Genomic DNA, 26,487 nt, shown 5'->3' on the forward strand with positions numbered 1-26,487 from the left:
TCACGATCAGCGGCACCACGGCCACCTACACGCCGACTAACGGCTACTTCGGGGCGGACAGCTTCACCTACACCGCGACCGGCCCCGGCGGCACCTCGTCGCCCGCGAGCGTCAGCATCACGGTCGCGACGCCGGCGGCTCCGACCGCAGCCCCGGCGAGCGCCAACGTGCCCTATAACTCGAGCGGCACGGCCACCACGCTGCAGCCGTCGGGCGTCTACACCTCGCTGGCGGTCGGCACTGCGCCCGGCCACGGCACCGTCACGATCAGTGGCACCACCGCCACCTACACGCCGACGAACGGCTACTTCGGGGCGGACAGCTTCACCTACACCGCCACGGGTCCGGGCGGGACTTCGGCTCCGGCCACCGTCAGCATCACCGTGAGCACCCCGGCGCCGCCGCAGGCGACCTCGCTGACGCCGGCCGCCACGGTCACCAACGGCCCAGGCGCCAGCGTCACCATCAACGTGCGGCCGCTGATCACCGGCGTGGCAACCGGCATCGCGGTCGTGACGCCGCCGCAGTCAGGCACGGTCACGCTCGACCAGACCGCCTTCACGGCGACCTACACGCCAAATGCCGGCTTTGCGGGGACTGACAGCTTCACATTCCGGGCGAACGGCCCCGGCGGCTCGTCCAACATCGCCAGCGCGTCCGTCCAGGTGATCTCGGCCGCGCCAACGGCGCAGCCGCGGCAGGTCAGTGTCTTGGCCGGCCGGCCGATCACCATCGATCTGACCGGCAGCGCGGTCGGCGCGCCATTCACTGGCGGTTCCCTGGTCTCGGTCAGCCCGGCCGATGCGGCCGACGTCAATCTGATCGAAGGCGGCACCGCCGCCAGCCGCACCTACGCCATCAACTTCACCTCGCGCGGCAGCTTCTCCGGGCCGGTGACGATCCTCTACAGGCTCACCAATGCCGGCGGCACTTCGGCGCCGCTGACCTTGACGGTGAACGTGCAGGCGCGGCCTGACCCGAGCACCGACCGCGAAGTGCGCGGGCTCGAGCAGGCCGAAACCGGTGCGGCGCGGCGCGCGGCGGACACCCAAATTCACAATTTCGGGCGCCGCCTGGAGCAGCTCCATAGCGATGCGCCGAGCGGCGGCTTCGCGGTCACCCTCCAGCCCGGCATTCCGATGAGGGGCGAGTATGGGCAGCAAAATGCAGGCCGCTACCGCAATTCGGCCCAGCCGGATCAATTCGGCGCCGCCGCCGGCCGCGCTGGCTACGGCAGCCCTGCTCTCGGGCAGGCGCGCTATCAGGCCACGCCGGCTTCCTACACCGACACTGCGGGCGGTTTCGGCGGGGCCGGCGATGCCGGGATGAGCGGCGGGTCGGGCGGTTATGGATCGGCCGGCGAGGCCGGTCCCGGTCCTTCCACCGACGAAGCCGGCGCAGCGACGGGGCAAGGCGGTGACGCTTCGACCGGTGCCGCAGGCAACGGGCGCCGCCGCAACGGCAGCGTCGAGCTGTGGGCGAATGGCAGCGTGATCGTGGGACGTCGGGATCCGGTCACCGGGGTGGACGAGTTCTCGATCACCACCTCCGGCCTTACCGGCGGCGCCGACATCCGTCTCGCGGATGGAGTGACGATCGGCGCCGGTGCGGGCTTCGGCCACGATCATAGCGATATCGGCGACCATGGGACCGAGCTCGACTCGCAAAGCTGGGTGGCCGGCGTCTACGGCAGCTTCCGCCCCGCTCGCGGTGCCTTCATCGACGTTCTGGTCGGCGTTGGCGGGCTCGACTTCGACCTGACCCGCTATGTCACCGCCACGGGCGCCTTCGCTTACGGCGAACGGCAGGGCGACCTGCTGTTCGGCTCGGTCACTGCCGGCATCGAGCGCCGTGATCGCAACATCAACTGGTCGCTCTACGGCGGGGTCGAGGCCAGTCGTGCAGGGCTCGACGGCTATACGGAGAGCGGACCGCTCGGCTACTCGCTGACCTACGATCCGCGCACGTTGAAAGCCATGGCGGGTCTGCTGGGCGGCCGCTTCGGGCTGGACCGGCAGATGGGCCGGGCGGTCTTCACGCCGCGCGGCCGCATCGAATATCGCTACGACTTCATGGATGTGGCGGACCAGCGGGTGCGCTTCAGCGATTTCATCACCGGCCCGTCCTACCTGATCGATGCCGATGGCTGGTCGCGCAGCCGCTTCCTCCTGGAGCTGGGTTTCGGCCTTCGACTGCCGACCGGCTGGCAGTTCGGCCTCGACCTCACCGGAGAAGCGTCGGGCAACAGCCGGTCGGCCGGGGTACGCGGGCAAGTCTCCCTCGGCTTCTGATGCGCCGCCGCGGCTTGACTGCGCCTGGCGCCAGCTGCGTTGGACCGGGAACAGCTCAGGTGGAAGCGCGGCTCCCGCGTCGGTTCGGCAACCATCGATCGGCCGACTGCGCAGGCAGATGACCAGCCTCAACCGCACGTTGCCCAGATTGTCCGCAACGGCTCGTTGGCGGTGTGAGACAGAGCCCGAATGAAGCGCCCGCTTTGGGCCTTCGGCGCCGCAATGCAGACGGTCGTCGACCGGCCAAAAGCGGCCGGTTCGGCCACTTCGATCGTGACCGGCGAATAATTTGCGCAGCTGGCGCGCCTCTCGGCGCCAGATCAACCGGCTGCGCCGGCGCCGGCATGCCGGGTTTCCGCGCGAGTACGAACTGGGTAGCGGCGGAAGCGAACCTCCCGATGATAAGCCGGGGACGGGAGTGAGCCGATGAAGAAGAGAGGACAATTGCCAGTCCCGGCCGATCTTGGCGAACTGTGGCTGCGGCGGAGGCCGATCCATAAGGTGTGGCATCGCGTCCTCGATCGCAGGGATCCTGCTCATACGCGGTGGCTGGTTCAGCGGGCGCTGCAGGCGGCGCGTAGAAAGGGGTTTGGCGGATTGATCGAATTCACCGACGAGGCGGCAGTGGCGCAGGAATGGCACCTGTTCGAGATCAAGGGCCGCGCGAAGGTCAGCATGTTCCTGTCGGCAACGGCGCCGCTTCTACGCCGCGGCCTGATCGAACTCGAAGTCGATGGGCGAAAAGTGGGCACACTGGCGCCGCCCGCGCAGGCTCGGTCCAGCCAGAGGCGGCGTCGTGCGGCGGGACAGGAAGCGGTGGCGAAGCGCTTGGCCCGCTCCGCCCGCCTCTAGGACCTGAACCACCGGCCGCCGTAGGATTGCGGGGCGTCGGGAGATGACCTGGTTCAGTTGCAGGAAAATAGGCGGCCGCAGGCGCTCGAAAGGGCGCTCAGGCAGTCTCGCCGGCCTCGTTGATGCGCGCCTCGAGGTCGGCCAATCCTGCCAGCAGGTCCGCAAAGGGAGGAGGCGCGACCATGAACATGTCGGCCATCGCTTCATAGTCGCCGGCGAGCGCCTGCTGGATCTGCTGGGAAGGTGCAAGCCGCAGCGTGGCGAGGAGCGCTGTCGCGTAGGACGCCGAGGCATCCGCGAACATCACGCTCTTGTTGCGGACGACCTGCTCCAGCAGCGCGGGCTGTGCCAAGGCCGAGGCCGTGACTCCAGCACGGTGCAGCATCAGCATGTCGTAATAGTGCCGCGACAGGCCATCGCGCATTTTGCCGCCATGATGGAGGGCGTGGAGAATCGTTGCCTTCTCCCAGAAGGTCCGCTCGACGCTAAGCGTCTCCACCGAGGTCCCGGCTTCAGGCAGGGCCTCGGGAAACTGCTCCGCCAGATAAGGCTGGATCATCCGATCCTCGAAAGGATCGGGATCGCCGCGCGCGCCGAATTCCAGCTTGATCCTGGGCTTGATATAGCCACCGTCGTCGTCTGCGGCATAGTCGCCTGGGCGATAGTCACCTGCAGAGTAGGCTGCCGTACGTGGATAATTGAACAGGAGCGTCTGGCTGTCCTTGTCTTCGGGATCGAGCTCGATACTCCACCCTTCGTTGCCCAGCTCGGCCTCGATCGCTGCGGCCAGCGCCGGCTTGGCCATCGTTGCGACATATTCCTGAGCCGCCTTTTTCAGCGCCTTCGTGCGGCGCTGGCGTTCATTGGAGCCGATCCCGGCCTCCATCGGCGATGCCACTTTGTCGAGCAGCGGCGCAGTCCGCCGGATGGTCAGGTCGATATCTTCAGAGAAGCGTTGGATGATGCCATAGGCCTTGGAAAGCGAGGTTCCGCCTTTGAAGGTGACATGACCCTTAAGGTCAGGCGTGGCGCCGAGCCGCCTGAGCGTCCAGCAGACCCAGAAGTCCTTCTCGATGACGATAGTTGTGAGGTCGCGCTGCGCAGCGGCCTCCTCGATGAAGACGCGGCGCTCGGCCGGGCTGAGGCGGGCAAAGTCATCCATTGTGCGCACTGCCGATCTTCAGGATGACGTCGCCCATCCATCCCGGCATCGAAGGCCGCGCCTGAAGCAGCTGCTTCAAGGCTCGATCGTCGATCCGCGTCGCTAGCCGCCGGATGACGTCCGCATCGACCTGGGCCTTGCCGAGTTGGGCGAGTGCCTGCAGCACCGCGTTCGCGGTGTCGGACGCGTGGTCGAGAACCGGCGCGCGGCTGTGCCGGAGCGTCACGCTACGGCCTGCGGCCTTGGCGACGCGCGAGCGGCCGCTGGTCGCGAAGCTGGCCCGTGCCGGCACCTGAGTCGATAGGCCGAGCTTGTTGGCCGCCGCTGCACCCGATGGCGCCAGCTTGTCGCCGCTCCGGTTTGCGATCGCATCGGCGATAGCGGCGGAGTCGGGAGTCAGGACGCCAAGCCTGTCATGCTGCCGGGGATAGTCATAAAGGCCCCGGCCGAGCCGGCGGACCAACCCGGATTTCACCAGGCGGGAGATGGCGACATCGACCGATCCGCGCGAGCCGAAGTCGATAAAGTGCTTGGGCGTGAACACCCAGCCGCGCCCCTTGCCACGGACACGCTTCATGATCTTATCGGCCATAGCGGGCATGGTTTGCTCCTTTCTTGTTAGATAATAGCACCGTTATTTCTAACAAGATACCCCCCCCCTTGCTCTAGCTGTAAGTGGCCTTGGATGCCGAGTTTTACATGCGAACCCGCATCGGCGTGCCCTTAGCGCAACCGGAGGGAAGGGACCAGCGACAGCACCTGTGGCCCTAGCCACTCCGCATGAGAAACTGACGCCCGGGCCACGGACGGGAGCAGCTCCTCGGCCAGCCAGGCGATCCCGAGCGGCAACCACGCCTCCTTCACACCTTCGCACGCGGGAGTGGCGATGCAGCCACTGTGTCCCGATTCGTGTCCCGATTTTTATTGCGCAGCTGACTTGATTCGCTAAACTATTGATCGGCCGTCGCTTTCTGCGGCCTTCGGTTGGCCGCACGCGGTTTTTGGTGCCGGCATTCGCAGGTTCGAATCCTGCCGCCCCAGCCAACCGGCATCTCAGGCTCTCGCGCGTGCGGGAAGAACGAGAGACGTAACAGGTGACCTCCCTTTTCGGTCCCGGAGCTTCCGAATACATCCTTCCGGTCGCGGGTGGGTTGCTGCTGCTGATCGCGCTGATGCGGGTGCCTTATCTCGGAGGGGCGATCCGGATCCTCATTTCCATCGCGCTTGTCGGATTCCTGGTGCTGCTGCTCGCTCAGCGGGCGCCGATGGATCCGGTGCTGGAGGGGGCTCACCAGCCGGCTCGGGCTCGACCGGCAGGAGGTGGTCGGCAAGGAGATGCGGATCAAGATGTCGCCGAACGGGCATTTCATGGCCAATGTCCGGATCAACGGCGTCAGCCGCCGAATGATGATCGACAGCGGCGCCACCGTCACTGCGCTCTCGGAAGGCACGGCGGAAGCGGCGAAGCTGGCGGACGAGCCGGATATCGTGCCGGTGGTGCTGCAGACGGGAAACGGAATGGTCCGGGCGAGAACCGCCACCGTGAAGACGCTGCGGCTCGGCAACATCGTGGCTAGGGATCTGAAGGTGGTCGTCTCCCCCAGCCTCGGAGAGATGGATCTCCTGGGAATGAACTTCCTGTCGAAGCTGAAATCGTGGCGGGTGGAGGGCCGGACGCTCGTACTGGTGCCGAATCACCCGCAGCCGGCGGTGAGCGACTGAGGCGCCGGGGCACGTCCATTTGTCGGATTTATCGCGCGATTACGGCGGCTTGGTCGGCTTGGTCGCCCGGACTGACCGTTCGGTCGATGATCGCGCGCCTAGCTCGTTCATCCGTGCTTCAGCAAAATCATGACCGATCCCATGCCCTGCCCGGAGGCGGCTGCGAAGCGCCTCGCCAAGGTTGAAACCATCAGCGACTATTATCGGCGCCGCGCGGACGAAGAGCGGCAATGCGCCGACCGCGCCATCGATCAGGACTTGCGCCGCATCCACCTTCAGCGCGCCGCCTCGATGAACCAGCTTGCGGAAGACTCGCGGCTGAAAGCCTGAAAGCAAGTCTCACGCCTCGGGCGCGAGCTGCTCAAGCAAATCCGCAATCCGCTTCAGACGGCGTTCGTCCGCCTCAGTTTGCTCCTTGAGGAGCAGCCGCTCTCCCTTTCTTTCGAGTGAGGCAGCGCCGGCGTCGCCCGCGAAATCGGGCCGTGGCGTCAGTGCAATCGCGGCGGGACCGGCATCGATCCGGGCGACCTTGGCAAGCCGCGCCAGGTGGCGGATTCGGGCTGTCTCGATCAGCGTCGCAGCTTCGGGCGGGAGCGCTCCGAACCGATCCTCCAGCTCGTCCGCGAGGGCGGCGAGATCATTGTCGGAAGCGAGGCGCGCGATGCGGGCATAGAGGTTGATCCGCACCTCCTCCTCCGGAATCCAGCTTTCGGGGAGGCGCCCGGCCAGGCCGAGGTGGAGCTCCGGCACCCAATCGTCGACCTCCTCGCCGCGGGCGGCGCGCAGCGCCTGCTCCAGAAGATGCTGATAGAGGCCGAGGCCGATCAGCTTCATGTGCCCCGCCTGGTTCTCGCCGAGCAGCTCGCCGGCGCCCCTGAGATCGAGGTCGCGTGCGCTGATCGCGAAGCCGGCGCCGAGCTGGTCCAGCGCCTCCATGGTCCGCAGCCGCTTCAGCGTGGCCGGCGCGATCTCGGCGCCCTCTTCGGTCAGAAGCATCAGATATCCGCGCACGCGGCCACGGCCGATGCGGCCCCGAAGCTGATGGAGTTGGGCAAGGCCGAAGCGGTCGGCGCGCCAGATCAGCATCGTGTTGGCGCGCGGGATGTCGAGCCCGGCCTCGATGATGTTGGTGGCGAGGAGCACGTTGCCGTCGCCGCTTGCGAAGCGGATCATCTCCTCGTCGATCTCGGCGGCCGGCATCTTGCCGTGCGCCTGCCGGAGCGTGAGATTGGGGACGAGCGCCCGGAGGCGCTCCGCCATCGGCTCCATATCCTCGATGCGGGGCACAACCACGAAGCTCTGGCCGCCGCGTTTCCGCTCCCGAAGCAAGGCGAGCTTGACGAGCTCCGGCTGGAAGCTGGCGAGCGCGGTTCGGGTGGGGAGGCGGCGGGCGGGAGGCGTGGCGATCAGCGACAGCTCCTGAAGCCCCACCAAAGCCGATTGCAGCGTGCGCGGGATCGGAGTCGCGGTGAGGGTGAGCACATGCGCGTCGACGCTGAGCGCGCGCAGCTTCGCCTTGTCGGCGGCGCCGAACCTCTGCTCCTCGTCGATAATCACGAGCGCCAGATCGTCGAACGAGACGGTCTTGCCGGCGATCATCTGGGTGCCGATCACGATCTTGATGCTGCCGTCGGCAAGGCCCTTCTTGGTCTCGCGCGCTTCGGCCGCGGAGGAGAGGCGGGAGAGGCCTGCGACTTTGATGCCGAAGCGCTCGAAGCGCCGGCGGAAGCTTTCGACATGCTGGCGGACCAGAACCGTGGTGGGCGCGATCAGCGCGGTCTGCTTGCCGGCAAGAGCGGCGACGGCGGCCGCGCGCAGCGCGACTTCGGTCTTGCCGTAGCCGACGTCACCGACCACCAGCCGGTCCATTGGCTTGCCTGAGGCGAGATCGGCCCGCACCGCTTCGATGGCGCGAAGCTGGTCGGGGGTTTCGGCATAAGGGAAGCCTGAAGCGAACCGCTCATAATCGGGCACCGGCGGATCGAGCACCGGGGCGCTTCGCCCGGCCCGCTCCTCGGCAAGCGCGACCAGCTGCCCTGCCGTCTCCGCTATGGTCGCATCGATCTCGCCTCGGCGCTTCTCCCAGCTGGAGCCGTCGAGCTTGTCGAGCGACACGGCGTCTGCCTCAGCCCCGTAGCGCCACAGCCGCCCCGCTTCCTCGATCGGCACCAGCCGCTGCGCCTCGCCGGCATATTCGAAGCGGATCGCGTCGCTCTCGACCTCGCCCGCGGCGATGCCGTCGATACCCCGCAGGATGCCGAGGCCGTGATCTTCATGGATGACCGCGTCGCCGATGCGGAAGTCCGACACTTCCTGCGCGAGCGGATCGGGCGTGCCGCTCGCACCGTGGTCCAGCGCGCGGGCGCCGAGCACATCGGCGGCTGCGACCACCGTCAGCCCATCGGCGGTCCAGCCTCGGTCGAACTCGGCTTCAAGCGTCAGCAGCGCGCCCGCTTCGGCTTCTCCGACATCGTTCCAGCTCCTCGCGGCCCGCGGACCTTCCCCGATTGCCTGCTCTATCCGCCGCGACAGGAAGCGAATGTCGCGGGCCGACCCTGCGATCAGGACTCGCTGCCCGCTTTCGCGTGCGGCCCTGATCACGCTTAAGGAGGCGCGCTCGGGCCTCTTGTCCTCGATGAAGCGCCGGCCCGGCTGCTCGACGCCCTCCGCCAGGTCGACGCGGGCGCGGCCGGTGAGCGGCGTCTTCCAGTCGCGGGTCAGCTCCGATGCGGAGCGCCTCGTCTCGGTCGCAAGCGAGATGAACCGGTCCCGCAAGTCGATTGCCTCCGGATCGACGGCCGCCGCCGCGCCGGGAAGATGCTCGAAGATCGAAACGGCATCCTCGCCGGCCGGAGGTTCGACCGCGGGGCGGATTGCCAGCCTCGGCAGATCTTCGTGGTTTCCGAGCTGGGTGAGGGGGTCGTAGACGTGGAGCTGCGTGATCCGCCCTTCGTGTACGTGGATCCGCACCGGCTTCTCCGAATCGGCTGGGAAGAGATCGATGGTGGCACCGCGGATCGCGAATTCGCCGGGCTCGTCCACCCGGTCGTCGCAGAAATAGCCCATCTCCTCCAGACGTGCCGCAAGGACCCCGCCGTCCAGCCTCTCACCCATCTCCAGGAGGAGCGGCGGTGCGGCGAACGCTGGCGGCGGCGCCACCTTGTGCGCGGCCGAGATCGCGTCCGTGACGAACAATAGGGGCTCGTCCCCCGCTTCGTGCAGCGCGGCGAGCGCAGCCACCCGCCGGCCGGCGATTGCGGGGGAGGAGGGGGTGGCCTCGCCCGGAAGCTTGTCAGGCGGCGGGCACCAGAGGACCCTCGCCGTAGCCATTGCGGCGGCGGCTTTCGCGATCGCTTCGCCGCGCTGGTCGCCGCATGCGATCACTATCACGCTGCCGTGCCTCAGCGCCTCGCACAGCCGCGCGACGGTCGGCCCGAGCGGAGCGTGGCGCCGCCGCTCGGCCGCCGCATGTTCGTTCATGGATAAGGGCGCCCCCGTTGAAAGAGCTTGTTGAACGTGGTCTGAGGAGCGGCGTTCCACGGGGCAGGAGAAGCATATGTCGGCATCGCCCATTCACGTCGGCATCGGCGGCTGGGATTACGATCCGTGGCGGGAGACCTTCTACCCGCCTGGCCTCCCCAAGACGAAGCAGCTCGAACATGCGGCGGGGCGCTTGAGCGCGATCGAGATCAACGCCACTTACTACAAGCTCCAGAAGCCGGAGCTGTTCGCGAAATGGGCGAAGGCGGTGCCGGACGGCTTCAAGTTCGCGATCAAGGGCTCGCGCTACTGCAGCAACCGCAAGCTGCTGGCGGACGGAGGGGAAGGGGTTGAGCGGTTCTGCGCGCAGGGGCTGACCGAGCTCGGCGACAAGCTGGGGCCGATCCTGTGGCAGCTGATGGCGACGAAGCGGTTCGACCCGGACGACATGGCTGCGTTCCTCAGGCTGCTGCCGAGGGCTCAGGACGGCGTGAAGCTCCAGCACGCGATCGAGGTTCGGCACGAGAGCTTCCGCGATCCCGCCTTCGTGGCGATGGCGCGGGAGGCTGAGGTGGCGATCGTCTATGGCGACAGCGAGGAATTCCCCTGCGTCGCCGACATCAGCGGCGACATCGTCTACGCACGGCTGATGAAGGCGCGGGCGGAGGTGGGGACGGGATATGAAACGCCGGAGCTGGACCGCTGGGCCGGCATCGCCCGTGCCTGGGCCGCTGGGGAAAGCCCGCCCGGGCTGCCGTACAACGCCGCTCCCGCGCCGGTTCAGCCGCGCGCGACCTACGTCTTCTTCATCTCCGGGGCCAAGGAGCGGAACCCGGCGGCGGCGCAAGAGCTGATCGCACGGCTATGAACCCGCTCTTCGCCGATCTTCCAACCTCGATCTTCGCCCATATGTCGGCTCTTGCCGCCGAGCATCAGGCGATCAACCTCGGCCAGGGCTTTCCCGATTTCGGCTGGCCTGAAGATGTGTTGGAGCGCGCCGCAAATGAGGTCCGGAGCGGCTCCAACCAGTATGCGCCGATGCGCGGGCTTCCGGAGCTCCGCCAAGCGGTGATCGACCATTATCGGCAGCACCAGCGGATCGACTATGAAGTCGATGAAGTGACGATCACCTCGGGCGCGACCGAGGCCCTCGCCTCCGCGATCATGGCGCTGGTGAGTCCGGGCGATGAGGTTCTGCTCTTTCAGCCGCTTTACGATGCCTATGTGCCGCTGGTGCGCCGAGCGGGCGGCGTTCCGCGCTTCGTGCGCCTGACGCCGCCGGACTGGCGGATCACTAACGAAGCAATTGCGGCGGCGGTGACGGAGCGGACGCGGCTTCTCATCTTCAACAACCCGCACAACCCCACCGCCCGGCTGTTCGGGGAGGAGGAGCTCCGGATCATCGCCAATGTGTGCGTGCGTCACGATCTTATCGCCCTTACCGACGAGGTGTGGGAGCATATCGTCTTCGACGGCCGCCCCTTCGTGCCGCTGGCGGCGATGCCGGGCATGCGGGAGCGAACGGTGAAGGTAGGGTCTGCCGGCAAGATCTTCTCGCTGACCGGTTGGAAGGTTGGCTGGATCGCTGCGCCCGAAGAGCTCGCGCTGCCGATCTCGAAGGCGCACCAATATATGACTTTCGCAACGCCGCCGAACCTGCAGGCCGGGGTTGCCTACGGACTTGGAAAGGAGGACGGCTACTACCGCTCGATGCGCGGAGGCTTCGAGGCTGCGCGCGATGCAATGGCCAGCGCGCTCAACCAGGCGGGCTTTGCCGTTTTGCCGGCCGAAGGAACCTACTTCGCCTCGGTCGACCTTGCGGCCTCCGGGATCGGTGCGGACGACGTCAGCTTTTGCGAACGAGCCGTCCGCGAAGCGGGCGTCGCTGCGATCCCGGTCTCCGCCTTTTACGAGGAGGAGCCGGTCCGAAGCGTCGTCCGGCTTTGCTTTGCAAAGCAGCCGGAGACCATCTCTGGCGGTTTGGAGCGGCTGAGGGCGGCGCGGGCCCTGTTCACCAGATCCTGACGCGGTCGGCCGGAGCGAGGTAGAGTTTCTCGCCCGGCTTCACCTGATAGGCATCGTACCAGGGATCCAGGTTGCGCACCGTCAGCACCCGCTCGCGCGCCGGCGAGTGGCCGTCGGTCACCACCTGCTGCCGCAGCGCCGCCTCGCGGACCTTGGTGCGCCACCCTTGCGCGAAGGCGAGGAAGAAGCGTTGATCGCCGGTGAGGCCGCCGATCACCGGCGCCTCTTTGCCGCCAAGCGACATCTTGTAGGCGTCGTAGGCGGCAGCGAGCCCGGCGACGTCGGCGATATTCTCGCCAAGCACCTGGTCGCCCTTGAGGTGGAGGCCCGGAAGCGGTTCATAGGCGCTATACTGATCGGCGAGGCGCTTCGTCGCTCCCTTGAAATGGGCGAGATCCGCTGGCGTCCACCAATTGTGGAGCTTGCCTTGGGCGTCGAACTCGGCGCCGAGATTGTCGAAGCTGTGGCTGATCTCGTGGCCGATGACCGAGCCGATCGAGCCGTAATTGGCTGCGGCGTCCGCGGTGGGATCGAAATAGGGCGCCTCGAGGATTGCGGCTGGGAAATTCAGCGCGTTCTGGAGCGGCAGATTGACCGCGTTCACCGTCTGCGGGGTCATCCACCATTCGCCGCGATCCACCGGCTTGCCGAGCTTCGCCAACTGGTGGCGGGTCTCATAGGCTCGCGCCCGCCAGTAATTGCCGACCGGATCGTTCGGGCGGATGACGAGGCCGCGATAATCCCGCCATGTCTCCGGGTATCCCACGCCGACGCGGAGCGACTGCACCTTGGCCTTTGCCTGCGCCTTGGTCGCCGGCGACATCCAGTCGAGCGCGTCGATGCGGCGATCGAAGGCGGCGAGGATGTTCTTCACCATGCCCTGCACCTCCGCCTTGGAGGAAGCGGGGAAATATTTGGCCGCGTAGATCTTGCCGACCGCATCGCCGAGATCGGCGTTGGTGGCGCTCAGCGCACGTTTCCAGCGGTCGCGCTGCTTAGTCGTGCCCTGCATGGCGGTGCCGTAGAATGCGAAACGGCGGTCGGTGAATGCGGCGGGAAGGAAGGGGGCGCTCTGGTTGAGCGTGTGGAAGGTGGACCAATCCTTCCAGGTTTCCAGCGGCTCGCTCCCGACCAGCGCCGATAGGCCCTTCACCGCGCCGGGGTGCCAGACGGTGAAGTTCGGCTGCTTGTCGAGGCCGGCGGCGGCGAAATAGGCGCTCCAGTCGAGGCCTGGAGCGTTGCTTGCGAATTGGCGCGCGGTCCAGAGGTTGTTCGCCTTGTGGATGTCGTCGCTCTCGTCGCGTGAGGCGTGGGCGGCGGCGATCCTGCCTTCGAGCGCGACGATCCGCGCGGCGCGTCCGGCGGGGTCGCTCACGCCGGCCAGCTTCAGCATGTCGGCGACGTAGCCTTGATAGGCGGTGCGCAGCTTCGCCATCGCGGGCTCCTGCGACACATAATATTCGCGGTCGGGCATGCCGAGGCCGCCTTGGAGCAGATAGGGGACGTTGCGGCTGGGATCGCTGAGCCCTTGGGCGACGAACAGGCCGAAGAGGTTCTCGGTGCCGAAATCGGTGTTGTTGAGCGGGTCGACGTCCGCCTGCAGCTGCCGGCCGAGGAGGCGGGCAAGCTCCCGCTTCGACTTCACGGCGCGGATCTCGGCAAGCCGCGGCTCGAGCGGCTTCAGCCCCTGCGCTTCGATCGCGGCGGTGTTCATGTAGGCGGCGTAGTAATCCGCGATCATGCGCTGCGGCGTGCCGGGCGCAGGGTTGCCCGCGCCAGCTTCGCGGACCAGGTCCGCATTCCTCTTCTCCGCCTTCTGGAAAACTTCGAAGCTGACCCCAGTGTTGGAGCGGTCGGCCGGGATTTCGGTGCGGGCACGCCAGCCGCCGTTGGCGAACTGGTCGAAATCGTCGCCCGGTTTCACCGAGGTGTCGCGATAGTCGAGATTGACGCCGATCGCCTGCTGGGCGGCCGCCTGCGGCACGGCCAGCGCGGTCGAGACGAGGAGAAGGGGAAGCAAAGCCTTGGATGCCATGATGCGCGCTCCGGTCTTGGAAAACTGTGTTGCTGTGATGGCACGCTGAAGCAGCGGAGGGAAGAGGGTTGCGGGGGCGGGGCCCCGGTCTATGAGCGCGCCATGACCTCAGCATTCAATTCGGCCGCGACTGCGCGCGACGTCTTCAGCGCGCTTGGCGTGCCGCTGCCCAGCGGCGAGCTTCAGTCCCGCTCTCCGATCGACGGGCGGATCATCGGCGGCGTGGCGCCGGGTGACGTGGCGGACGCCGTCGGGCGCGCGGAGCAGGCATTCCTGCGCTGGCGCGGCGTGCCGCCGCCGCGGCGGGGCGAACTCGTCCGGCTGTTCGGAGAGGTGCTGCGCGAGGAGAAGGAGGCGCTAGGGCGGCTGGTGAGCCTCGAAGCCGGAAAGATCCTCCAGGAGGGGCTCGGCGAGGTCCAGGAGATGATCGACATCTGCGACTTCGCAGTCGGTCTCTCGCGCCAGCTTTACGGCCTCACCATCGCCACCGAACGCCCCGGGCACCGGATGATGGAGACTTGGCATCCGCTGGGGGTGGTGGGGGTGATCTCCGCCTTCAATTTTCCGGTAGCGGTATGGGCGTGGAATGCGTGCCTTGCGTTCGTCTGCGGCGACGCGGTGGTGTGGAAGCCGTCGGAGAAGACGCCGCTGACGGCCGTGGCGGTGCAGGCCTTGTTCGAGCGGGCGGCGGAGCGGTTCGGCGACGCTCCGGCGGATCTTTCGGTCGTGGTGCAAGGCGGGCGGGAGACCGGTGAAGCGCTGGTCGACGACTGCCGGGTGGCGCTGGTTTCCGCCACAGGCTCGACGCGGATGGGCAGAGAAGTCGCGCCTCGGGTGGCGGCGCGGTTCGGTCGCTCGCTGCTGGAGCTTGGCGGCAATAACGGGATGGTCGTCGCTCCAACCGCGGATCTCGATCTCGCCGAGCGCGGGATCACCTTCGCGGCGGTCGGAACCGCGGGGCAAAGGTGCACGACGCTGCGGCGGCTGTTCGTGCACGGAGACATCTACGACCGTCTCGTGCCGCGGCTGAAGCAGATCTGGAGTGGGGTGCCCGTCGGCAATCCGCTCGAGGAGGGGGTGCTGGTCGGGCCGCTGATCGACGGCGCCGGCTTCGAGGCGATGCAGGCGGCGCTGGGTGAAGCGCGGCAGCAGGGCGGGGAGGTGCAGGGCGGGGAGCGGCTGTTCGAGGAGAGGGCGCCCGAAGCCTATTACGTTCGCCCGGCGATCGTCGAGATGCCGGGGCAGACGCCGGTGACGCTTCGGGAGACCTTCGCTCCGATCCTCTACGTCATGCGCTACGACAGCCTCGACGAAGCGATCGGGTTGCACAATGCAGCGCCGCAGGGGCTCTCCTCCTCCATCTTCACCAACGATCTTCGCGAGGCGGAGCTGTTCCTCTCCGCGGCAGGCTCCGACTGCGGCATCGTCAACGTCAATATCGGCCCTTCGGGTGCCGAGATCGGCGGAGCATTCGGCGGCGAGAAGGAGACAGGCGGCGGCCGCGAAAGCGGCTCGGACGCATGGCGGAACTACATGCGGCGGGCGACCAACACGATCAATTACAGCCGCGAACTCCCGCTCGCGCAGGGCATCAATTTCTCGATGCCGTGAGGAGGTGATGGCCAGGATCGCGATACTGACGCCGGATCCCGGCGACGAGGGGTTCCGGACCCGCTGGGCGCAGGTGCTCGAGCGGAACGCCGAGCCGCTGCGGCGGGCGGGGCTGGAGGTCGACGGCGTCAGCTGGACGGAGGAGGCGGACTGGGACGCGTTCGATCTCGTGCTTCCGCTGCTCGTCTGGGGCTATCCCCGAGCGCACGACCGGTGGGTGGAGCGGGTGAGCGAGCTGGAGGGGAGGCGCGTCAGGCTCCGGAACCCGCCTTCGGTGCTCCGCTGGAATGCCGACAAGGTGTATCTCGGCGCGCTTGCTGCGCGCGGCGCGCCGGTGGTGCCGACGCTCTATTTCGATCGGCTGGACGAGGCGGCGATGCACGCGGCGGCGGAGCGGTTCGGAACGGAGCGGCTGGTCGCCAAGCCGCAGGTCTCCTCCACCGCCTGGCAGACGATCCGCTGGTCTCCCGGCCGGCCGCTCGACGGCGGCCCGGAAGGCGCGGCGATGGTGCAGCCTTATCTCTCGGAGATCGAGCGTAGCGGCGAGACTTCGCTCCTCTATTTCGCGGGCCGCTTCAGCCACGCGATCCGGAAGGTGCCGCAGCCTGGCGATTTCCGGGTGCAGCCCGAATATGACGGGATCATCACCCGCCACCATCCGGCGGAAGACGAGCTCGCCGCCGCCGATCGCATACTCGCCGCCGTCGAGGAGGATCTTCTCTATGCCCGGGTCGATCTGGTGCGCGGGCTGGAAGGGGAGCCGCAGCTGATCGAGCTCGAGCTGATCGAGCCGGACCTCTATCTCGGCTACGATCCCGCGGAGGGGCGGCTGTTCGCGGAGGCCGTGCTGGAACTGATCGGCCGCTGAGCCTTTCGGCCCTTATGGGCCATATCATCCTCCTCGGCGATTCCATCTTCGACAACGGCGTCTACGTCCCCGGCCAGCGGGACGTGGTGAAGCAGCTTCGCGCCGCGCTTCCGCAAGGCTGGAAGGCTAGCCTCCTCGCGGTGGACGGAGCGGTCACGCGCGGCGTCGCATCGCAGCTGACGCGCATCCCCGCCGATGCGACGCACCTCGTCGTCAGCGTCGGCGGCAACGATGCGCTCGGGGAGTCTCACATCCTCGGTGCGCCGGCACGGATGGTGGGCGAGGCTTTGATGATGCTGGCCGAGGCGCAGCAACGCTTCGCCGGCAATTACGCCTATATGCTCGAAGGCGTGCTCGGGCGGAGGCTGCCGACGGCGCTCTGCACAATCTACGACACGCCGACGTCCGCGCCCAACCACCGGATCATCAAGACGGCTTTGGCCCTGTTCAACGACGTGATCACCCGCGCCGCCTTCGGCAATGCGCTGCCGCTGATCGACTTCCGGCTGATCTGCAGCGAGGACGAGGATTATGCGAACCCGATCGAGCCCTCCGCCAAGGGCGGAGCGAAGATCGCGGCGGCGATCGCGGCGCTGATCGCGGGGAGCGGGGACGCACCGCGATCAGTCGTCGTAGCGCGCTAGATGCGGTTCTGACGGAACCGGAATGAGTGGTTGCGGCTTAGTGCCTCAGCTACTTTCGGCAGCGTGTTCGCGTATCGAAGGAAAATAGGGAGAAAGTCTATGAGTACCCGTACGTTCGCACTTCTGTTTGGTATCGTCTTCCTCGCCGTGGGCATCGCCGGCTTCATCCCGGGCATCACCACGCCTCCGCATGCCGGCCACCCCGATCTGGCGGTCGACGCCAATTACGGGCAGGTGCTTGGGCTGTTCCCGGTCAACATCCTGCACAACATCGTGCACATCCTGTTCGGCTTGTGGGGCCTGCTCTCCTATAAGAGCCTCGGCGCCGCGAAGGGCTATGCCAAGGGCGTGGCGATCATCTATGCGGTGCTGACGATTGCCGGCTTCATCCCCGGCCTCAACACCATGTTCGGGCTCGTCCCGCTCTACGGCAACGACATCTGGCTGCACGCGCTCCTCGCGCTCGTCGCCGCCTATTTCGGCTGGATGCACCGGGACGTCGCCACCGGCGACCGCACCTGAAGTCACTGTCAACGAACTTCGAAGGGCGGCCCGATGCGGCCGCCCTTTTCTTTGGAGTGCGGGCGCACGTCCAAGCTATTGCGGCAGTGCGATAATCGCGGCACTTCAAACTGTTGCACGAAGGAACCGCTCGGCTCGAAATCGAGTCCGCTGAGCGACAGTCAGGCTGCGGAAAGCTGGCTTGCGGCACCGACTTAGGTTAAAGGAGCCGCCATGCACAAGTATTCGTACCTTCCGCTCGTCCTCGGGCTTTCCGCCGTGGCCGCTTCCGCCGGCGCGCAGACGGATGCCGTCGGCGCGTCCCAGCTTCAGCCGGTCGCTCCGCCGCAGCAGACCGCGCCTCTGCAGGCGCCTCCGGTGGCGCCGCCGACGGTGCAGTGGAACCGCGCAGCGGCGGCCGATCTCCTGGCTTATGTCGAGCGGATCGGCGAAGAGGGTCTCGATCCTGCCGATTACGCTCCCGAGCGGCTTCGGGAGGCGATCGCCGGGCGGAGCAGCGATCAGCTTAACAGCGTCGCCACGGAGACCTTCCTCCGCGTCTCCTCCGACATCGCGCTCGGGCACGTCCGGGGCGATGCGCGGATGAACTGGTACATCAATGACACCGACCTCAACGGCGGCGAGCAATATGCGATGATGCAGCGCGCGGTGCGCGACAACAGCATCCGCGACACGCTCACCGCGCTTCTGCCGACGCACCCGCAATATAACGAGCTGAAGTCGGTCCTCGCCGACACGCCCAAGTCCGACAAGGCGAAGATCGAGAAGATCCGCACCAACATGGATCGCTGGCGGTGGCTGCCGCGGGACCTTGGCAAGAAATATGTGATCGTCAACGTGCCCGCCTACATGGTGGCGCTGGTGGAAGACGGCCGCGTCGTCGCCCGCCGCCGCGCGGTCGCCGGCGCGGTGAAGACCGCAACGCCGCAGCTCGACGCGAAGATCACGGGCGTGATCTTCAACCCCTGGTGGGAAGTGCCCGCCAGCATCTCCGACGAGGTGCGCGGCAAGAAGGGCTATGTCGCGGTCAAGGACGAGGCGACCGGCAAGGTCATCCGCTACCGCCAGCCCCCGGGCCCGTCCAACGCGCTTGGCCGGCTCAAGATGGTGATGGGCAACCCCCATGCCATCTACCTCCACGACACCAACGCCAAGGGCCTGTTCGACAAGCAGGCACGCGCCTACAGCCACGGCTGCATCCGCACCGAGGACGTGCTGGGCTTCGCCGAACTGCTTCTACAGCCGACCGGCAAGTGGGACCATGCGACGATCCAGCAGACGGTCGCCTCGGGCAAGACGGTGAAGGCGGACCTGGCGGAGCCGGTGCCGGTCTACATCACCTATTTCACCGCGGCCGCGATCGCGGACAAGAAAGAGATCGTCTCCTACAAAGACATCTACAGCCGCGACACGCCGGTTCTCACCGCCCTCAACGACCGGGCGGGCAAGGGCGGCGCGACGCTGGCTTCCGCGTCGAAGTAGCAGCACCGGCGCGTCCGAGTGCCAATGTCATCCTGGGCTTGATGCGGGTTCACCTCCTTCAGGCGTTGCCTGAAATGCGGGGCCATGCTCACCTTGCTCCGTCACCCCTGCGAGGGTTGGGTTCCATGCAGCGGTTGAGCGCGGAATTCCTTATGGATGCCAGCCTCGGCTGGCATGATGCGGTGGGGAGTTGGACCTATCCTCGACCGTTGTTCAGCTTCCTCTAGAGCAGACCCGAAGCAAGCTGCGGCGTGCGAGAGAGGACCGTGAGATGCTGATAGCTCGTTTCCACCTTGCGGTGCTTGTTGCTGCTTCGGTCCTGGCGGCTTCGGCGGCATGCGCGGCAACGCACACCTCTTATTTCACACAGAATGCGGCCGGACGGTGGATCGCTAGGAGCCATTCCACGCCAGCTTCCGATAGCTTGGCTGAAGCACGAGTGACATGTCAGTCGCCGGGCAAGGTAAGCGTCGATATTACGTGGTTCGCGGAAAGCGGAGACTGGACGGCTTCCGACACATATCGGAGCGTGAAGGGGTCATTTTTCGAACGCAGGATCAAGTTCGCTGAATCCCCCACCGAAGTCAGGGTGACCAAGGCATCGCCGACTTCTCCGCCCAAAGTCGAATATATCGGCAATGACCTTGCCGCAGGGCCGGACGACCGGCCTGAACTCGTCGAAATTGTAACCTTCGGCAGCCCAAAGGAATTCCCTTTCCGGCTGCCCGACTGCGCGCGGGCCTTGTATCGGCCATTTTCGAAATAGCGTTGGCGGTGCGCAGCCCGGATAACGAAGCTTGCAGCTTTCCGCCGCGGCGGCTTACCCGCGCTCGGCGTAGAGCAGCCTTCCCGACCCGAGCCGCGTCATCGCTTCGGCGTGGCTGATGCCGGGGAGGGCGAAGCAGCCTTCGCTTCGGCCGAGCTTGCCGAAGGTCTGGGCGACGCTCGGCTCGGCATACCACGCGCTGTGGATCACGATCGCGCGGGCAAGGGCGTTGCTGTTTGAGTAGTCGAGGCCGGTGAGGCGCATCGAATAGCCGTATTTGCCCTGGTAATTGTCGCCGGTGAGATAGGCGCCGTTGGAGGTGGCCTCGGATCCGACGCTGTTCGAGAACATCTCGAGCCAGCCGGAGTGGGCCGGATCGGAGCCGCGGCCGTGCGCGACCAGATGTTCCGTCGTGAAGCCGCTGCGAAGATCGACGATGTAGAAGCGCGGATCGCGTGACGCCTTGCTGAAGTCGGCGATGCCGATCACGTCCGTATTCGAGAGGAACGCGCGCTTGGCCTCGAGCGCTGCAAGGGCGCGCTCGCGGATCTGCGGGTTGATATAGGGTTGGCGCGGCGTGACGGTCGCGAACAGCTTCGTGGGAGCCGCCGCGGCCAAACCCGCGACTGCGCCTGCTGCCAGAAAGTTCCTGCGGTTAACGGTCGTCAATTCTACCTCCGGAACGATATTCCTACAAAATTCCCCCTGTCCCCTCAATGAATTCGCGGCCCGACTTGTGCAGCTTCATCGCAGCTGAGAGTCCTTTCGACGCATAATCCGGAACAAAGCTTAACAAGCTTTCGCGGCCGGAACCCTAGGCAATGTGCGGGCGTCTCTAGCCGGGACAGGTGAGGAGAAGGTGTGAAGGCGTTCGATCAGCTGGAGGTGAAGCCGGGTCTGCCGCCGATGGAAGCGAAGTCGGTGGAAGCGCTTCCCGAAGGCGAGGGCTGGCGGTTCGAGCCTAAGTGGGACGGCTTTCGCTGCCTCGTCTTCCGCGACGGCGACGCCGTGGCATTGCAATCGAAGTCGGGCAAGCCGCTCGGCCGCTATTTCCCGGAGGTGGTGGCGCTGATCGAGGGAATGAAGGCGGATCGCTTCGTGATCGACGGCGAGCTGATCATCCCGATCGGCGGCGTGCTTTCGTTCGACGCGCTGCAGATGCGGCTCCATCCGGCCGAGAGCCGGATCCGCAAGCTCGCGGCGCAGACGCCGGCGCAGCTGATGCTGTTCGACTGCCTCGCGACCGAAGCGGGAAGCCTGGTGCAGAAGCCGCTGTCCCAGCGCCGGCAGGCGCTGGAGCGGCTGCACGGGGCCGAGGACGCGCCTTCGCTCCAGCTCTCGCCGTTCACCGAGGACCGGGCGGTGGCGCAATCCTGGCTCGATATGGCCGGCGGAGCGCTAGACGGTGTGGTGGCGAAGCGCCGCGACGGTCTCTACGAGCCTGGCGAGCGTGCGATGCTGAAGATCAAGCAGCTGCGTACCGCCGACTGCGTCGTCGGCGGCTTCCGCTATGCCGCCAAGAAGCGCGAGGTCGGATCGCTCCTGCTCGGCCTCTACAATGAGGCCGGCAAGCTCGACCATGTCGGCTTCACATCGGCGATACCCGCCGAAGGTCGAGCAGCGCTGACGGAGCGGCTGGAGGCTTTGGTGGAGGCACCGGGCTTCACCGGCTCTGCGCCGGGCGGACCCAGCCGGTGGAGCACGGACCGTTCCGGCGACTGGGAGCCGCTCAGGCCCGAGCTGGTGGCGGAGGTCCGCTACGACCATGTCACCGGCAACCGATTCCGCCACGGCACCAAATTCCTCCGCTGGCGGCCGGACAAGGCGCCGGAGCAATGCCGCTTCGACCAGCTCGAGCATGAGGCGCGGCCGGCCGAGCTCGCCTCCACCCTGGAGAAAGGCCGATGAGCGAAGAGCTGATCGTGGAAGGCGTGCGGCTCAGCAGCCCCGACAAGGTGCTCTACCCGGAGCAGGGGATCACCAAGCTCGAGCTCGCCGAATATTATGTGGCGGTTGCCGGCTGGATGCTGCCGCACGTCGCCAAGCGGCCGGTGACGATGGTGCGCTGCCCGACGGGGGCGGAGAAGAAGTGCTTCTACCAGCGCCACGCTGCCTCGGGCGTGCTCCCGCAGCTGAAAGAAGTGACGGTGCCCGGCTTCGACGAGCCGTACCTCTACATCGACGACGTCGCCGGCCTGATCGCGATGGTACAGATGGGGACGCTGGAGATTCATCCATGGGGCGTGACGGTGGAGCGGCCGGACATGCCCGACCGGATCATCTTCGATCTCGACCCGGACGAGGGCCTCGGCTTCGGCGACGTCATTTCGGCGGCGCTGGAGGTGCGCGAGCGGCTTCGGGGAATCGGGCTCCAAAGCTTCGTCAAGACGACGGGGGGCAAGGGGCTGCACGTGGTCGTGCCGGTGGAGCCGGTCACCGAGTGGCGGGCGGCGAAGGCGTTCGCGAAGTCCTTCTCCGATGAAATGGCCGCCGATGCCCCGGAGCGGTACCTCACCCGCATCTCCAAAGCGGAGCGGGCCGGGCGGATCTTCATCGACTATCTGAGGAACGATCCTACCTCGACCGCCGTCGGCCCTTATTCGACCCGCTCCCGTCCCGGCGCGCCCGTGGCGATGCCGATCGAGTGGGAAGAGCTTGAAGGGCCGCTCGACCCGGCCGCATTCACCATCAAGACCGTGCCTGCGCGGGCGGCTGCGCGGCGCGATCCGTGGGCCGAAATGGCGGCGGTCCGGCAGCGCCTGCCGATACCGGGATAACCGCACCTGCGGTTATTACGGTATTCGAAAGTCTTGACCCCTTCACCCTCCGTGCGCTCTAAGATGGTCTTGCATCGACTGGTCCTGATGCAAAAAACTGGCGGCGGGATCCCCACTCCCGCCGCCAAAAATTTACCGGCCGATGGCACTTCAGCGTGCCCACGCTGGCCGGTTGCTTTTGAGCCTCCCGCATGCATTAACCAAAGCCGCAAATGCTCAGCACCGCACCCGAGACCAGAACCGTCCCCCGCTACGTCCATGTGATCGACGATGATCGTGACGTGCGCCGGTCATTAAGCTTCATGCTCGGCGCGGGCGACTTTCAATCGCGGCCGTTCGCCAGTGGAGAGGATCTGCTCGACAGTCTGACGCAGCTCCGCCCGGGCTGCATCCTCCTTGATGTGCGGATGCCGGAGATGGACGGCTTTGCGGTGATGGACGCGCTTGCCGAGCGCGGTGTCGAGTGGCCGGTGATCGTCATGACCGGCCATGGGGAAGTTTCGGTGGCGGTGCGTGCAATGAAGGCCGGAGCGATCGACTTCCTCGAGAAGCCGTTCGACGAGGCGCAGCTGCTCGCGAGCCTCGAGCGCGGCTTTGAGCTGCTGGGGGACCGGCGGGAGAAAGCGGACCGGAAGCGGTCGGCCGGGCAGCGGATCGCGGACCTCAGCATCCGGGAGAGCGAGGTGCTGCGAGGGTTGATGGCGGGGCTTGCCAACAAGGTGCTCGCCCGGCGCCTCAATATCAGCCTCCGCACCGTGGAGATGCACCGGGCGAACATGATGGCCAGGCTTGGCGTCGGCAGCCTAGCCGAGGCTTTGACCCTGGCCGTCCAGGCAGGCTTGGAGCCGCTCGAGCAGGAGTAAGCGGAGAATGGCCACTGCGGCGGACAGGCCTCTGCCCGGAGCGGCGGCGAAAGCGGAAGGCTCGCGGCGACTTGCGATCGTGGCCGGGGGCGAGGACCTCCAGCTCATTCTGGAACTGCTCGGAACAGCCGGCTTCGAATGTGCTCCGGCTGCGCTCCGCGACGTGGCCGCGGGAATAGTCGAAGACGACCTCGCGGCGGCGGTCCTCACCGAAGAGATGCTTCGATCCGCCGATCTGCGCGAGCTTGAAGCCGCGGTGGAAGGCCAGCCGCCCTGGTCCGATATCCCGTTCGTGCTGGTAGCCGAGCCCGCGGCGATGGAGGGCTTGTCGGGAACCGTTCGAAGCCTTGGGCGCGTCGCTCTCGTCGAGCGCCCGATCCGCCCAATCATGCTCAGGAATGCCGTCGAAGCGGCGCTTCGCGCACGGAGCCGGCAGCGGCAGGCGGTCTCGTTCCTCCTCCAGCGGCAAGACGCCGAGGAAAATCTTCGGCAGCTTACCAGCACTCTCGAGAAACGGGTTCGGGAGCGGATGCGCGACCTGCGCGCCTCGAACCAGCGCCTGGTCCAGGAAATCCACGAGCGGCACGCGACCGAGGAGCGCCTTCGCGAGAGCGAGGAGCTCTACCGCTATACGGTGGAGCTCAGCCGGCAGATGGTCTGGACCGCGACTCCAGAGGGCCGCCTCGTCACCGTCAACCGGCGCTTCTACGACGTCACGGGCACAGCCGAAGAGGTGCAGCCGCACGAGGGCTGGCTTAATGCGGTGCACGAGGAGGACCGCCCCCACCTCATGCGCTACTGGTCGGACGCGCTCGCCAGCGGGCGGCCGCATCACGCCGAGTTCCGGATGCGGATCGCGGACGGCAGCTACCGCACCTTCGTCGCCCGAGCCGCGCCTCGTTTCGACGAGGAGGGGCGGATTATTCGGTGGTACGGGTTCACCGAGGATGTCACCGAACATAAGCACGCAAATGCGGCGCGGCGGGAGGCGGAGGAGCGGTACCGCCTCGCGGCGAAGGCGACGAACGACGCGATCTGGGACCTCGACGTGGTCGCCGGGCGGATCCAGTGGACCGCGTCCGAGACCGCCTTCTTCGGCTATCCGGACAGCGAGGAGATGACGTCGCTCGACTGGTGGGAGGAACGGATCCATCCCGAGGACCGGGCGCGCGTGGCACGAAGCCTCGACACCGCGATCGCAGGATCGGGCACCCGCTGGGAAGAGCCCTACCGCTTCCTCACCGCACGCGGCGGCTATGCCGACGCGGTGGATCGCGGCTTCATCATCCGCAACGAAGCCGGCGAGACGGTCCGGATGGTCGGAGCGATGTCGGACCTCACCGACTTCCGCCGGGCCGAGGCGGAAATCAGGAGCATGCAGGCCGAGCTGATCCACGTCTCGCGCCTCAGCGCAATGGGCACGATGGCCTCGACGCTCGCGCACGAGCTCAACCAGCCGCTGACGGCGGTGAGCAGCTACATCCGCGGCAGCCGCCGCCGGCTCGACCAGCAGGAAGGGAACTCGCTCGGAGAGGTTCGGGAAGCGCTGGAAGCGGCGGAGAACGCGGCTCTCCGGGCAGGCCACCTCGTCAAGCGGCTGCGCGAGCTCGTCGCCAAGGGCAACGTCTCGCCGCGGCCCGAGCAGCTGGCGAAGGTGATCCAGGATGCAAGCCTGATCGCATTCCTGGACGAGCATCTCCTCGGCGTCACCCACCGGATCGAGTTCGATCCGAAGGCGGAGTGGGTGGAGGTGGACCCGATCCAGATCCAGCAGGTGGTGATCAACCTCGTCCGCAATGCGCTTCAGGCGATGGAAGGCCAGGCGCGCCGGGAAGTGGTGATCCGGACGAGGCTCGTCTCGAAGGGAACGGCGGAAGTCAGCGTCGCGGATACCGGCACGGGCATTCCGGCGGAGATACGGGAAGCGCTCTTCTCGCCGTTCCAGAGCACCCGCGTCGAGGGGATGGGCATCGGACTGTCGATCAGCCGCACCATCATCGAAGCGCATGGCGGCAGGATCTGGGCGGAGGACGCGCCGGACGGCGGCACCATCTTCCGCTTCACGCTGCCGCGGGTTCCGGATCCGGAGCTGGAGCCGGCCGGCACGGCCTAGCGGCGGGCAGCCCCGCTCCCTATCTCCGGCAGGAGCAATCGGAGCGCGATATCATGGCGCACGAGCAAGCGACGCTGGCGGGTGGATGTTTCTGGTGCACGGAAGCGGTGTTCGCGGACGTGATCGGGGTTTCCAGCGTCGAGAGCGGCTCTATCGGCGGAAGCGTGCCGAACCCCACCTACCGCCAGGTGTGCGGCGGCGACACCGGCCATGCCGAAGCGATCCGGGTGACCTTCGATCCGGACGCGATCAGCTATGACGAGATCCTCGACATCTTCTTCGCAACGCACGATCCGACGCAGCTCAACCGCCAGGGGAACGACGTCGGCACTCAATATCGGTCGGCGATCTTCCCGCATTCGCCGGAGCAGGAAGAGGCGGCCCGCCGCGGCATCGAGCGCGCGCAGGCGGATTGGCCGGGGCCGATCGTAACGACCATCGAGCCGCTTTCGGACTGGTATCCGGCCGAGGACTATCACCAGGATTATTGGGAGGGCGAGGGGCAGAGCAGCCCCTATTGCCTCGCCGTCATTCCGCCGAAGCTCCGCAAGCTCAGGAAGAGCTTCGCGAACAAGCTCAAGAACGAAGCCGCGACCGCCTAGCGCGGTGCGGCGGCGCGCCTGAGGCGGTCGTTGATGGCGATGCCGATCCCCTGCTCGGGGACCGGGGCGACCGCGATGCGGGGGCTCGCCTGAGCTTCGGCCCGGTGGAGCGCGTGGAAGAGGCGTGCGGCTGCTTCCTTGAGGTCGCCACGGGCGCTGAGCGTGTCGTGCCCGCCGATGCCGCCGAAGCCGATCATCCATTCGTCCTGATCCGGCGTGCGGACGTCGAGCCGCAGCGGCTTGGACGGCGCATAATGGCTTGCAAGCTGGCCGGGGGCTTCGATCCTGCCCGACGCAGCCGCCTCGGAAAGCTGCGCCAGTGCCGCCAGCTCCGCGAAATCGAGGGGGCCCGGGCGCAATAGAGAAAGGCCGCCCCCGCCGAAGCCGACGATGGTGGATTCGATCCCGTGCGCCGTCCGGCCGCCGTCGATGATCAGGGGTATCTTGCCGTCGAGGCTGGCGAGGACGTGGTCGGCGCTGGTGGGGCTGATGCCCCCGCTTGCATTGGCCGAAGGCGCGGCGAGAGGGCGGCCGCAGGCAGCGAGCAGGTCCCGCATCGGCGCCGCGGCCGGGCACCTGATGGCGACGCTCGGAAGGCCCGCCGTGGCGGCGCGGCTGATCCCGCTCCCGGCCTGCTTCGGAACGACGATGGTCAGCGCGCCGGGCCAATAG

At 66.9% G+C, this 26,487-nt stretch carries 23 protein-coding genes; 17 read left to right on the forward strand and 6 right to left on the reverse strand.

Annotated elements, in window-relative coordinates:
- Nucleotides 1-2,291, forward strand: a 2,291-nt coding sequence (locus tag VF662_RS07150; protein WP_464139331.1) for an autotransporter domain-containing protein, incomplete at its 5' end; no start/stop codon positions are given.
- 597 nt (nt 2,292-2,888) lie between these two features.
- Nucleotides 2,889-3,143, forward strand: coding sequence for a hypothetical protein (locus tag VF662_RS07155; RefSeq protein ID WP_464139333.1), 255 nt, complete (start codon nt 2,889-2,891; stop codon nt 3,141-3,143).
- 97 nt (nt 3,144-3,240) lie between these two features.
- On the opposite strand, the gene VF662_RS07160 is transcribed toward VF662_RS07155, so the two are convergent.
- Both VF662_RS07160 and VF662_RS07165 read right to left on the reverse strand, forming a co-directional pair.
- Entirely contained in the window at nt 3,241-4,305 is a 1,065-nt protein-coding gene (locus VF662_RS07160; protein WP_464139335.1) for a nucleotidyl transferase AbiEii/AbiGii toxin family protein, read from the reverse strand.
- Nucleotides 4,298-4,906 (reverse strand): DUF6088 family protein, encoded by a 609-nt coding sequence (locus VF662_RS07165; protein WP_464139337.1) that lies wholly within the window; start codon nt 4,904-4,906, stop codon nt 4,298-4,300. The genes VF662_RS07160 and VF662_RS07165 overlap by 8 nt, the downstream gene beginning before the upstream one ends.
- A gap of 734 nt (nt 4,907-5,640) precedes the next feature.
- On the opposite strand from VF662_RS07165, the gene VF662_RS07170 reads away from it, so the two are divergent.
- Together VF662_RS07170 and VF662_RS07175 are read left to right on the forward strand one after the other, a co-directional pair.
- A complete protein-coding gene (locus VF662_RS07170; RefSeq protein WP_464139339.1) occupies nt 5,641-6,027 on the forward strand; it encodes a retropepsin-like aspartic protease family protein in 387 nt (128 codons plus the stop codon).
- Between the two features lie 129 nt (nt 6,028-6,156).
- Nucleotides 6,157-6,357: a hypothetical protein gene (locus VF662_RS07175; protein ID WP_464139341.1), complete on the forward strand. Its 201-nt coding sequence runs from the start codon at nt 6,157-6,159 to the stop codon at nt 6,355-6,357.
- 9 nt (nt 6,358-6,366) lie between these two features.
- Here VF662_RS07175 and VF662_RS07180 read toward each other — a convergent pair whose 3' ends face one another.
- Complete coding sequence (locus VF662_RS07180) at nt 6,367-9,507, reverse strand: DEAD/DEAH box helicase (RefSeq protein ID WP_464139343.1); 3,141 nt, start codon at nt 9,505-9,507, stop codon at nt 6,367-6,369.
- Nucleotides 9,508-9,583: 76 nt separating this feature from the next.
- On the opposite strand from VF662_RS07180, the gene VF662_RS07185 reads away from it, so the two are divergent.
- Together VF662_RS07185 and VF662_RS07190 are read left to right on the forward strand one after the other, a co-directional pair.
- Nucleotides 9,584-10,375 carry a DUF72 domain-containing protein gene (locus VF662_RS07185; RefSeq protein ID WP_464139345.1) on the forward strand — a complete coding sequence of 264 codons (792 nt, stop codon included), beginning with the start codon at nt 9,584-9,586 and terminating at the stop codon, nt 10,373-10,375.
- Nucleotides 10,372-11,532 carry an aminotransferase gene (locus VF662_RS07190; protein WP_464139347.1) on the forward strand — a complete coding sequence of 387 codons (1,161 nt, stop codon included), beginning with the start codon at nt 10,372-10,374 and terminating at the stop codon, nt 11,530-11,532. Before VF662_RS07185 ends, VF662_RS07190 begins: the two co-directional genes overlap by 4 nt.
- Here VF662_RS07190 and VF662_RS07195 read toward each other — a convergent pair.
- Entirely contained in the window at nt 11,519-13,567 is a 2,049-nt protein-coding gene (locus VF662_RS07195) for a M13 family metallopeptidase (protein WP_464139349.1), read from the reverse strand. The two genes, VF662_RS07190 and VF662_RS07195, sit on opposite strands and share 14 nt — an antisense overlap.
- A 102-nt stretch (nt 13,568-13,669) precedes the next feature.
- Between VF662_RS07195 and amaB the strand changes: the two genes are divergently transcribed.
- The 6 genes from amaB (at nt 13,670) to VF662_RS07225 (ending at nt 19,460) form a co-directional block, all read left to right on the forward strand.
- A complete protein-coding gene (gene amaB, locus VF662_RS07200; RefSeq protein ID WP_464139351.1) occupies nt 13,670-15,178 on the forward strand; it encodes an L-piperidine-6-carboxylate dehydrogenase in 1,509 nt (502 codons plus the stop codon).
- Between the two features lie 7 nt (nt 15,179-15,185).
- Complete coding sequence (locus VF662_RS07205; protein WP_464139353.1) at nt 15,186-16,046, forward strand: ATP-grasp domain-containing protein; 861 nt, start codon at nt 15,186-15,188, stop codon at nt 16,044-16,046.
- A 14-nt stretch (nt 16,047-16,060) separates the two neighbouring features.
- Nucleotides 16,061-16,690 carry an SGNH/GDSL hydrolase family protein gene (locus VF662_RS07210; RefSeq protein ID WP_464139355.1) on the forward strand — a complete coding sequence of 210 codons (630 nt, stop codon included), beginning with the start codon at nt 16,061-16,063 and terminating at the stop codon, nt 16,688-16,690.
- A 99-nt stretch (nt 16,691-16,789) separates the two neighbouring features.
- Nucleotides 16,790-17,212 carry a DUF4383 domain-containing protein gene (locus tag VF662_RS07215; RefSeq protein WP_464139357.1) on the forward strand — a complete coding sequence of 141 codons (423 nt, stop codon included), beginning with the start codon at nt 16,790-16,792 and terminating at the stop codon, nt 17,210-17,212.
- A 213-nt stretch (nt 17,213-17,425) separates the two neighbouring features.
- Nucleotides 17,426-18,694, forward strand: a complete 1,269-nt coding sequence (locus tag VF662_RS07220) for a L,D-transpeptidase family protein (RefSeq protein ID WP_464139359.1) — start codon at nt 17,426-17,428, stop codon at nt 18,692-18,694.
- Between the two features lie 271 nt (nt 18,695-18,965).
- Nucleotides 18,966-19,460 (forward strand): hypothetical protein, encoded by a 495-nt coding sequence (locus tag VF662_RS07225; protein ID WP_464139360.1) that lies wholly within the window; start codon nt 18,966-18,968, stop codon nt 19,458-19,460.
- A gap of 54 nt (nt 19,461-19,514) precedes the next feature.
- On the opposite strand, the gene VF662_RS07230 is transcribed toward VF662_RS07225, so the two are convergent.
- The gene (locus VF662_RS07230) at nt 19,515-20,129 is read right to left on the reverse strand and encodes a murein L,D-transpeptidase catalytic domain family protein (protein WP_464139362.1); all 615 of its coding nucleotides are present in this window, start codon (nt 20,127-20,129) and stop codon (nt 19,515-19,517) included.
- 192 nt (nt 20,130-20,321) lie between these two features.
- Between VF662_RS07230 and VF662_RS07235 the strand changes: the two genes are divergently transcribed.
- From VF662_RS07235 to msrA, 5 genes are all read left to right on the forward strand, one after another.
- Nucleotides 20,322-21,368: an ATP-dependent DNA ligase gene (locus VF662_RS07235; protein WP_464139364.1), complete on the forward strand. Its 1,047-nt coding sequence runs from the start codon at nt 20,322-20,324 to the stop codon at nt 21,366-21,368.
- Nucleotides 21,365-22,237 (forward strand): non-homologous end-joining DNA ligase, encoded by an 873-nt coding sequence (ligD, locus tag VF662_RS07240; protein ID WP_464139366.1) that lies wholly within the window; start codon nt 21,365-21,367, stop codon nt 22,235-22,237. Before VF662_RS07235 ends, ligD begins: the two co-directional genes overlap by 4 nt.
- Before the next feature lie 212 nt (nt 22,238-22,449).
- The gene (locus VF662_RS07245) at nt 22,450-23,100 is read left to right on the forward strand and encodes a response regulator transcription factor (protein WP_464139368.1); all 651 of its coding nucleotides are present in this window, start codon (nt 22,450-22,452) and stop codon (nt 23,098-23,100) included.
- Nucleotides 23,101-23,107: 7 nt separating this feature from the next.
- Entirely contained in the window at nt 23,108-25,213 is a 2,106-nt protein-coding gene (locus VF662_RS07250; RefSeq protein WP_464139370.1) for a PAS domain-containing sensor histidine kinase, read from the forward strand.
- A 53-nt stretch (nt 25,214-25,266) separates the two neighbouring features.
- Nucleotides 25,267-25,815, forward strand: a complete 549-nt coding sequence (gene msrA, locus VF662_RS07255; protein WP_464139372.1) for a peptide-methionine (S)-S-oxide reductase MsrA — start codon at nt 25,267-25,269, stop codon at nt 25,813-25,815.
- Here the strand turns inward: msrA and VF662_RS07260 are convergent.
- Nucleotides 25,812-26,487, reverse strand: a 676-nt coding sequence (locus VF662_RS07260; protein WP_464139374.1) for an L-threonylcarbamoyladenylate synthase, incomplete at its 5' end; no start/stop codon positions are given. The genes msrA and VF662_RS07260 overlap by 4 nt on opposite strands.

It is taken from the genome of Allosphingosinicella sp., assembly GCF_036387215.1.
Taxonomy (GTDB): domain Bacteria; phylum Pseudomonadota; class Alphaproteobacteria; order Sphingomonadales; family Sphingomonadaceae; genus Allosphingosinicella.

Excerpts from the sequence above, each read along its gene's own strand:
- VF662_RS07160 (WP_464139335.1), bottom strand. The coding sequence starts at position 4,305 with ATGGATGACTTTGCCCGCCTCAGCCCGGCCGAGCGCCGCGTCTTCATC.
- VF662_RS07165 (WP_464139337.1), bottom strand. The coding sequence starts at position 4,906 with ATGCCCGCTATGGCCGATAAGATCATGAAGCGTGTCCGTGGCAAGGGG.
- VF662_RS07170 (WP_464139339.1), top strand. The coding sequence starts at position 5,641 with ATGCGGATCAAGATGTCGCCGAACGGGCATTTCATGGCCAATGTCCGG.
- VF662_RS07175 (WP_464139341.1), top strand. The coding sequence starts at position 6,157 with ATGACCGATCCCATGCCCTGCCCGGAGGCGGCTGCGAAGCGCCTCGCC.
- VF662_RS07180 (WP_464139343.1), bottom strand. The coding sequence starts at position 9,507 with ATGAACGAACATGCGGCGGCCGAGCGGCGGCGCCACGCTCCGCTCGGG.
- VF662_RS07185 (WP_464139345.1), top strand. The coding sequence starts at position 9,584 with ATGTCGGCATCGCCCATTCACGTCGGCATCGGCGGCTGGGATTACGAT.
- VF662_RS07190 (WP_464139347.1), top strand. The coding sequence starts at position 10,372 with ATGAACCCGCTCTTCGCCGATCTTCCAACCTCGATCTTCGCCCATATG.
- VF662_RS07195 (WP_464139349.1), bottom strand. The coding sequence starts at position 13,567 with ATGGCATCCAAGGCTTTGCTTCCCCTTCTCCTCGTCTCGACCGCGCTG.
- amaB (WP_464139351.1), top strand. The coding sequence starts at position 13,670 with ATGACCTCAGCATTCAATTCGGCCGCGACTGCGCGCGACGTCTTCAGC.
- VF662_RS07205 (WP_464139353.1), top strand. The coding sequence starts at position 15,186 with ATGGCCAGGATCGCGATACTGACGCCGGATCCCGGCGACGAGGGGTTC.
- VF662_RS07210 (WP_464139355.1), top strand. The coding sequence starts at position 16,061 with ATGGGCCATATCATCCTCCTCGGCGATTCCATCTTCGACAACGGCGTC.
- VF662_RS07215 (WP_464139357.1), top strand. The coding sequence starts at position 16,790 with ATGAGTACCCGTACGTTCGCACTTCTGTTTGGTATCGTCTTCCTCGCC.
- VF662_RS07220 (WP_464139359.1), top strand. The coding sequence starts at position 17,426 with ATGCACAAGTATTCGTACCTTCCGCTCGTCCTCGGGCTTTCCGCCGTG.
- VF662_RS07225 (WP_464139360.1), top strand. The coding sequence starts at position 18,966 with ATGCTGATAGCTCGTTTCCACCTTGCGGTGCTTGTTGCTGCTTCGGTC.
- ligD (WP_464139366.1), top strand. The coding sequence starts at position 21,365 with ATGAGCGAAGAGCTGATCGTGGAAGGCGTGCGGCTCAGCAGCCCCGAC.
- VF662_RS07245 (WP_464139368.1), top strand. The coding sequence starts at position 22,450 with ATGCTCAGCACCGCACCCGAGACCAGAACCGTCCCCCGCTACGTCCAT.
- VF662_RS07250 (WP_464139370.1), top strand. The coding sequence starts at position 23,108 with ATGGCCACTGCGGCGGACAGGCCTCTGCCCGGAGCGGCGGCGAAAGCG.
- msrA (WP_464139372.1), top strand. The coding sequence starts at position 25,267 with ATGGCGCACGAGCAAGCGACGCTGGCGGGTGGATGTTTCTGGTGCACG.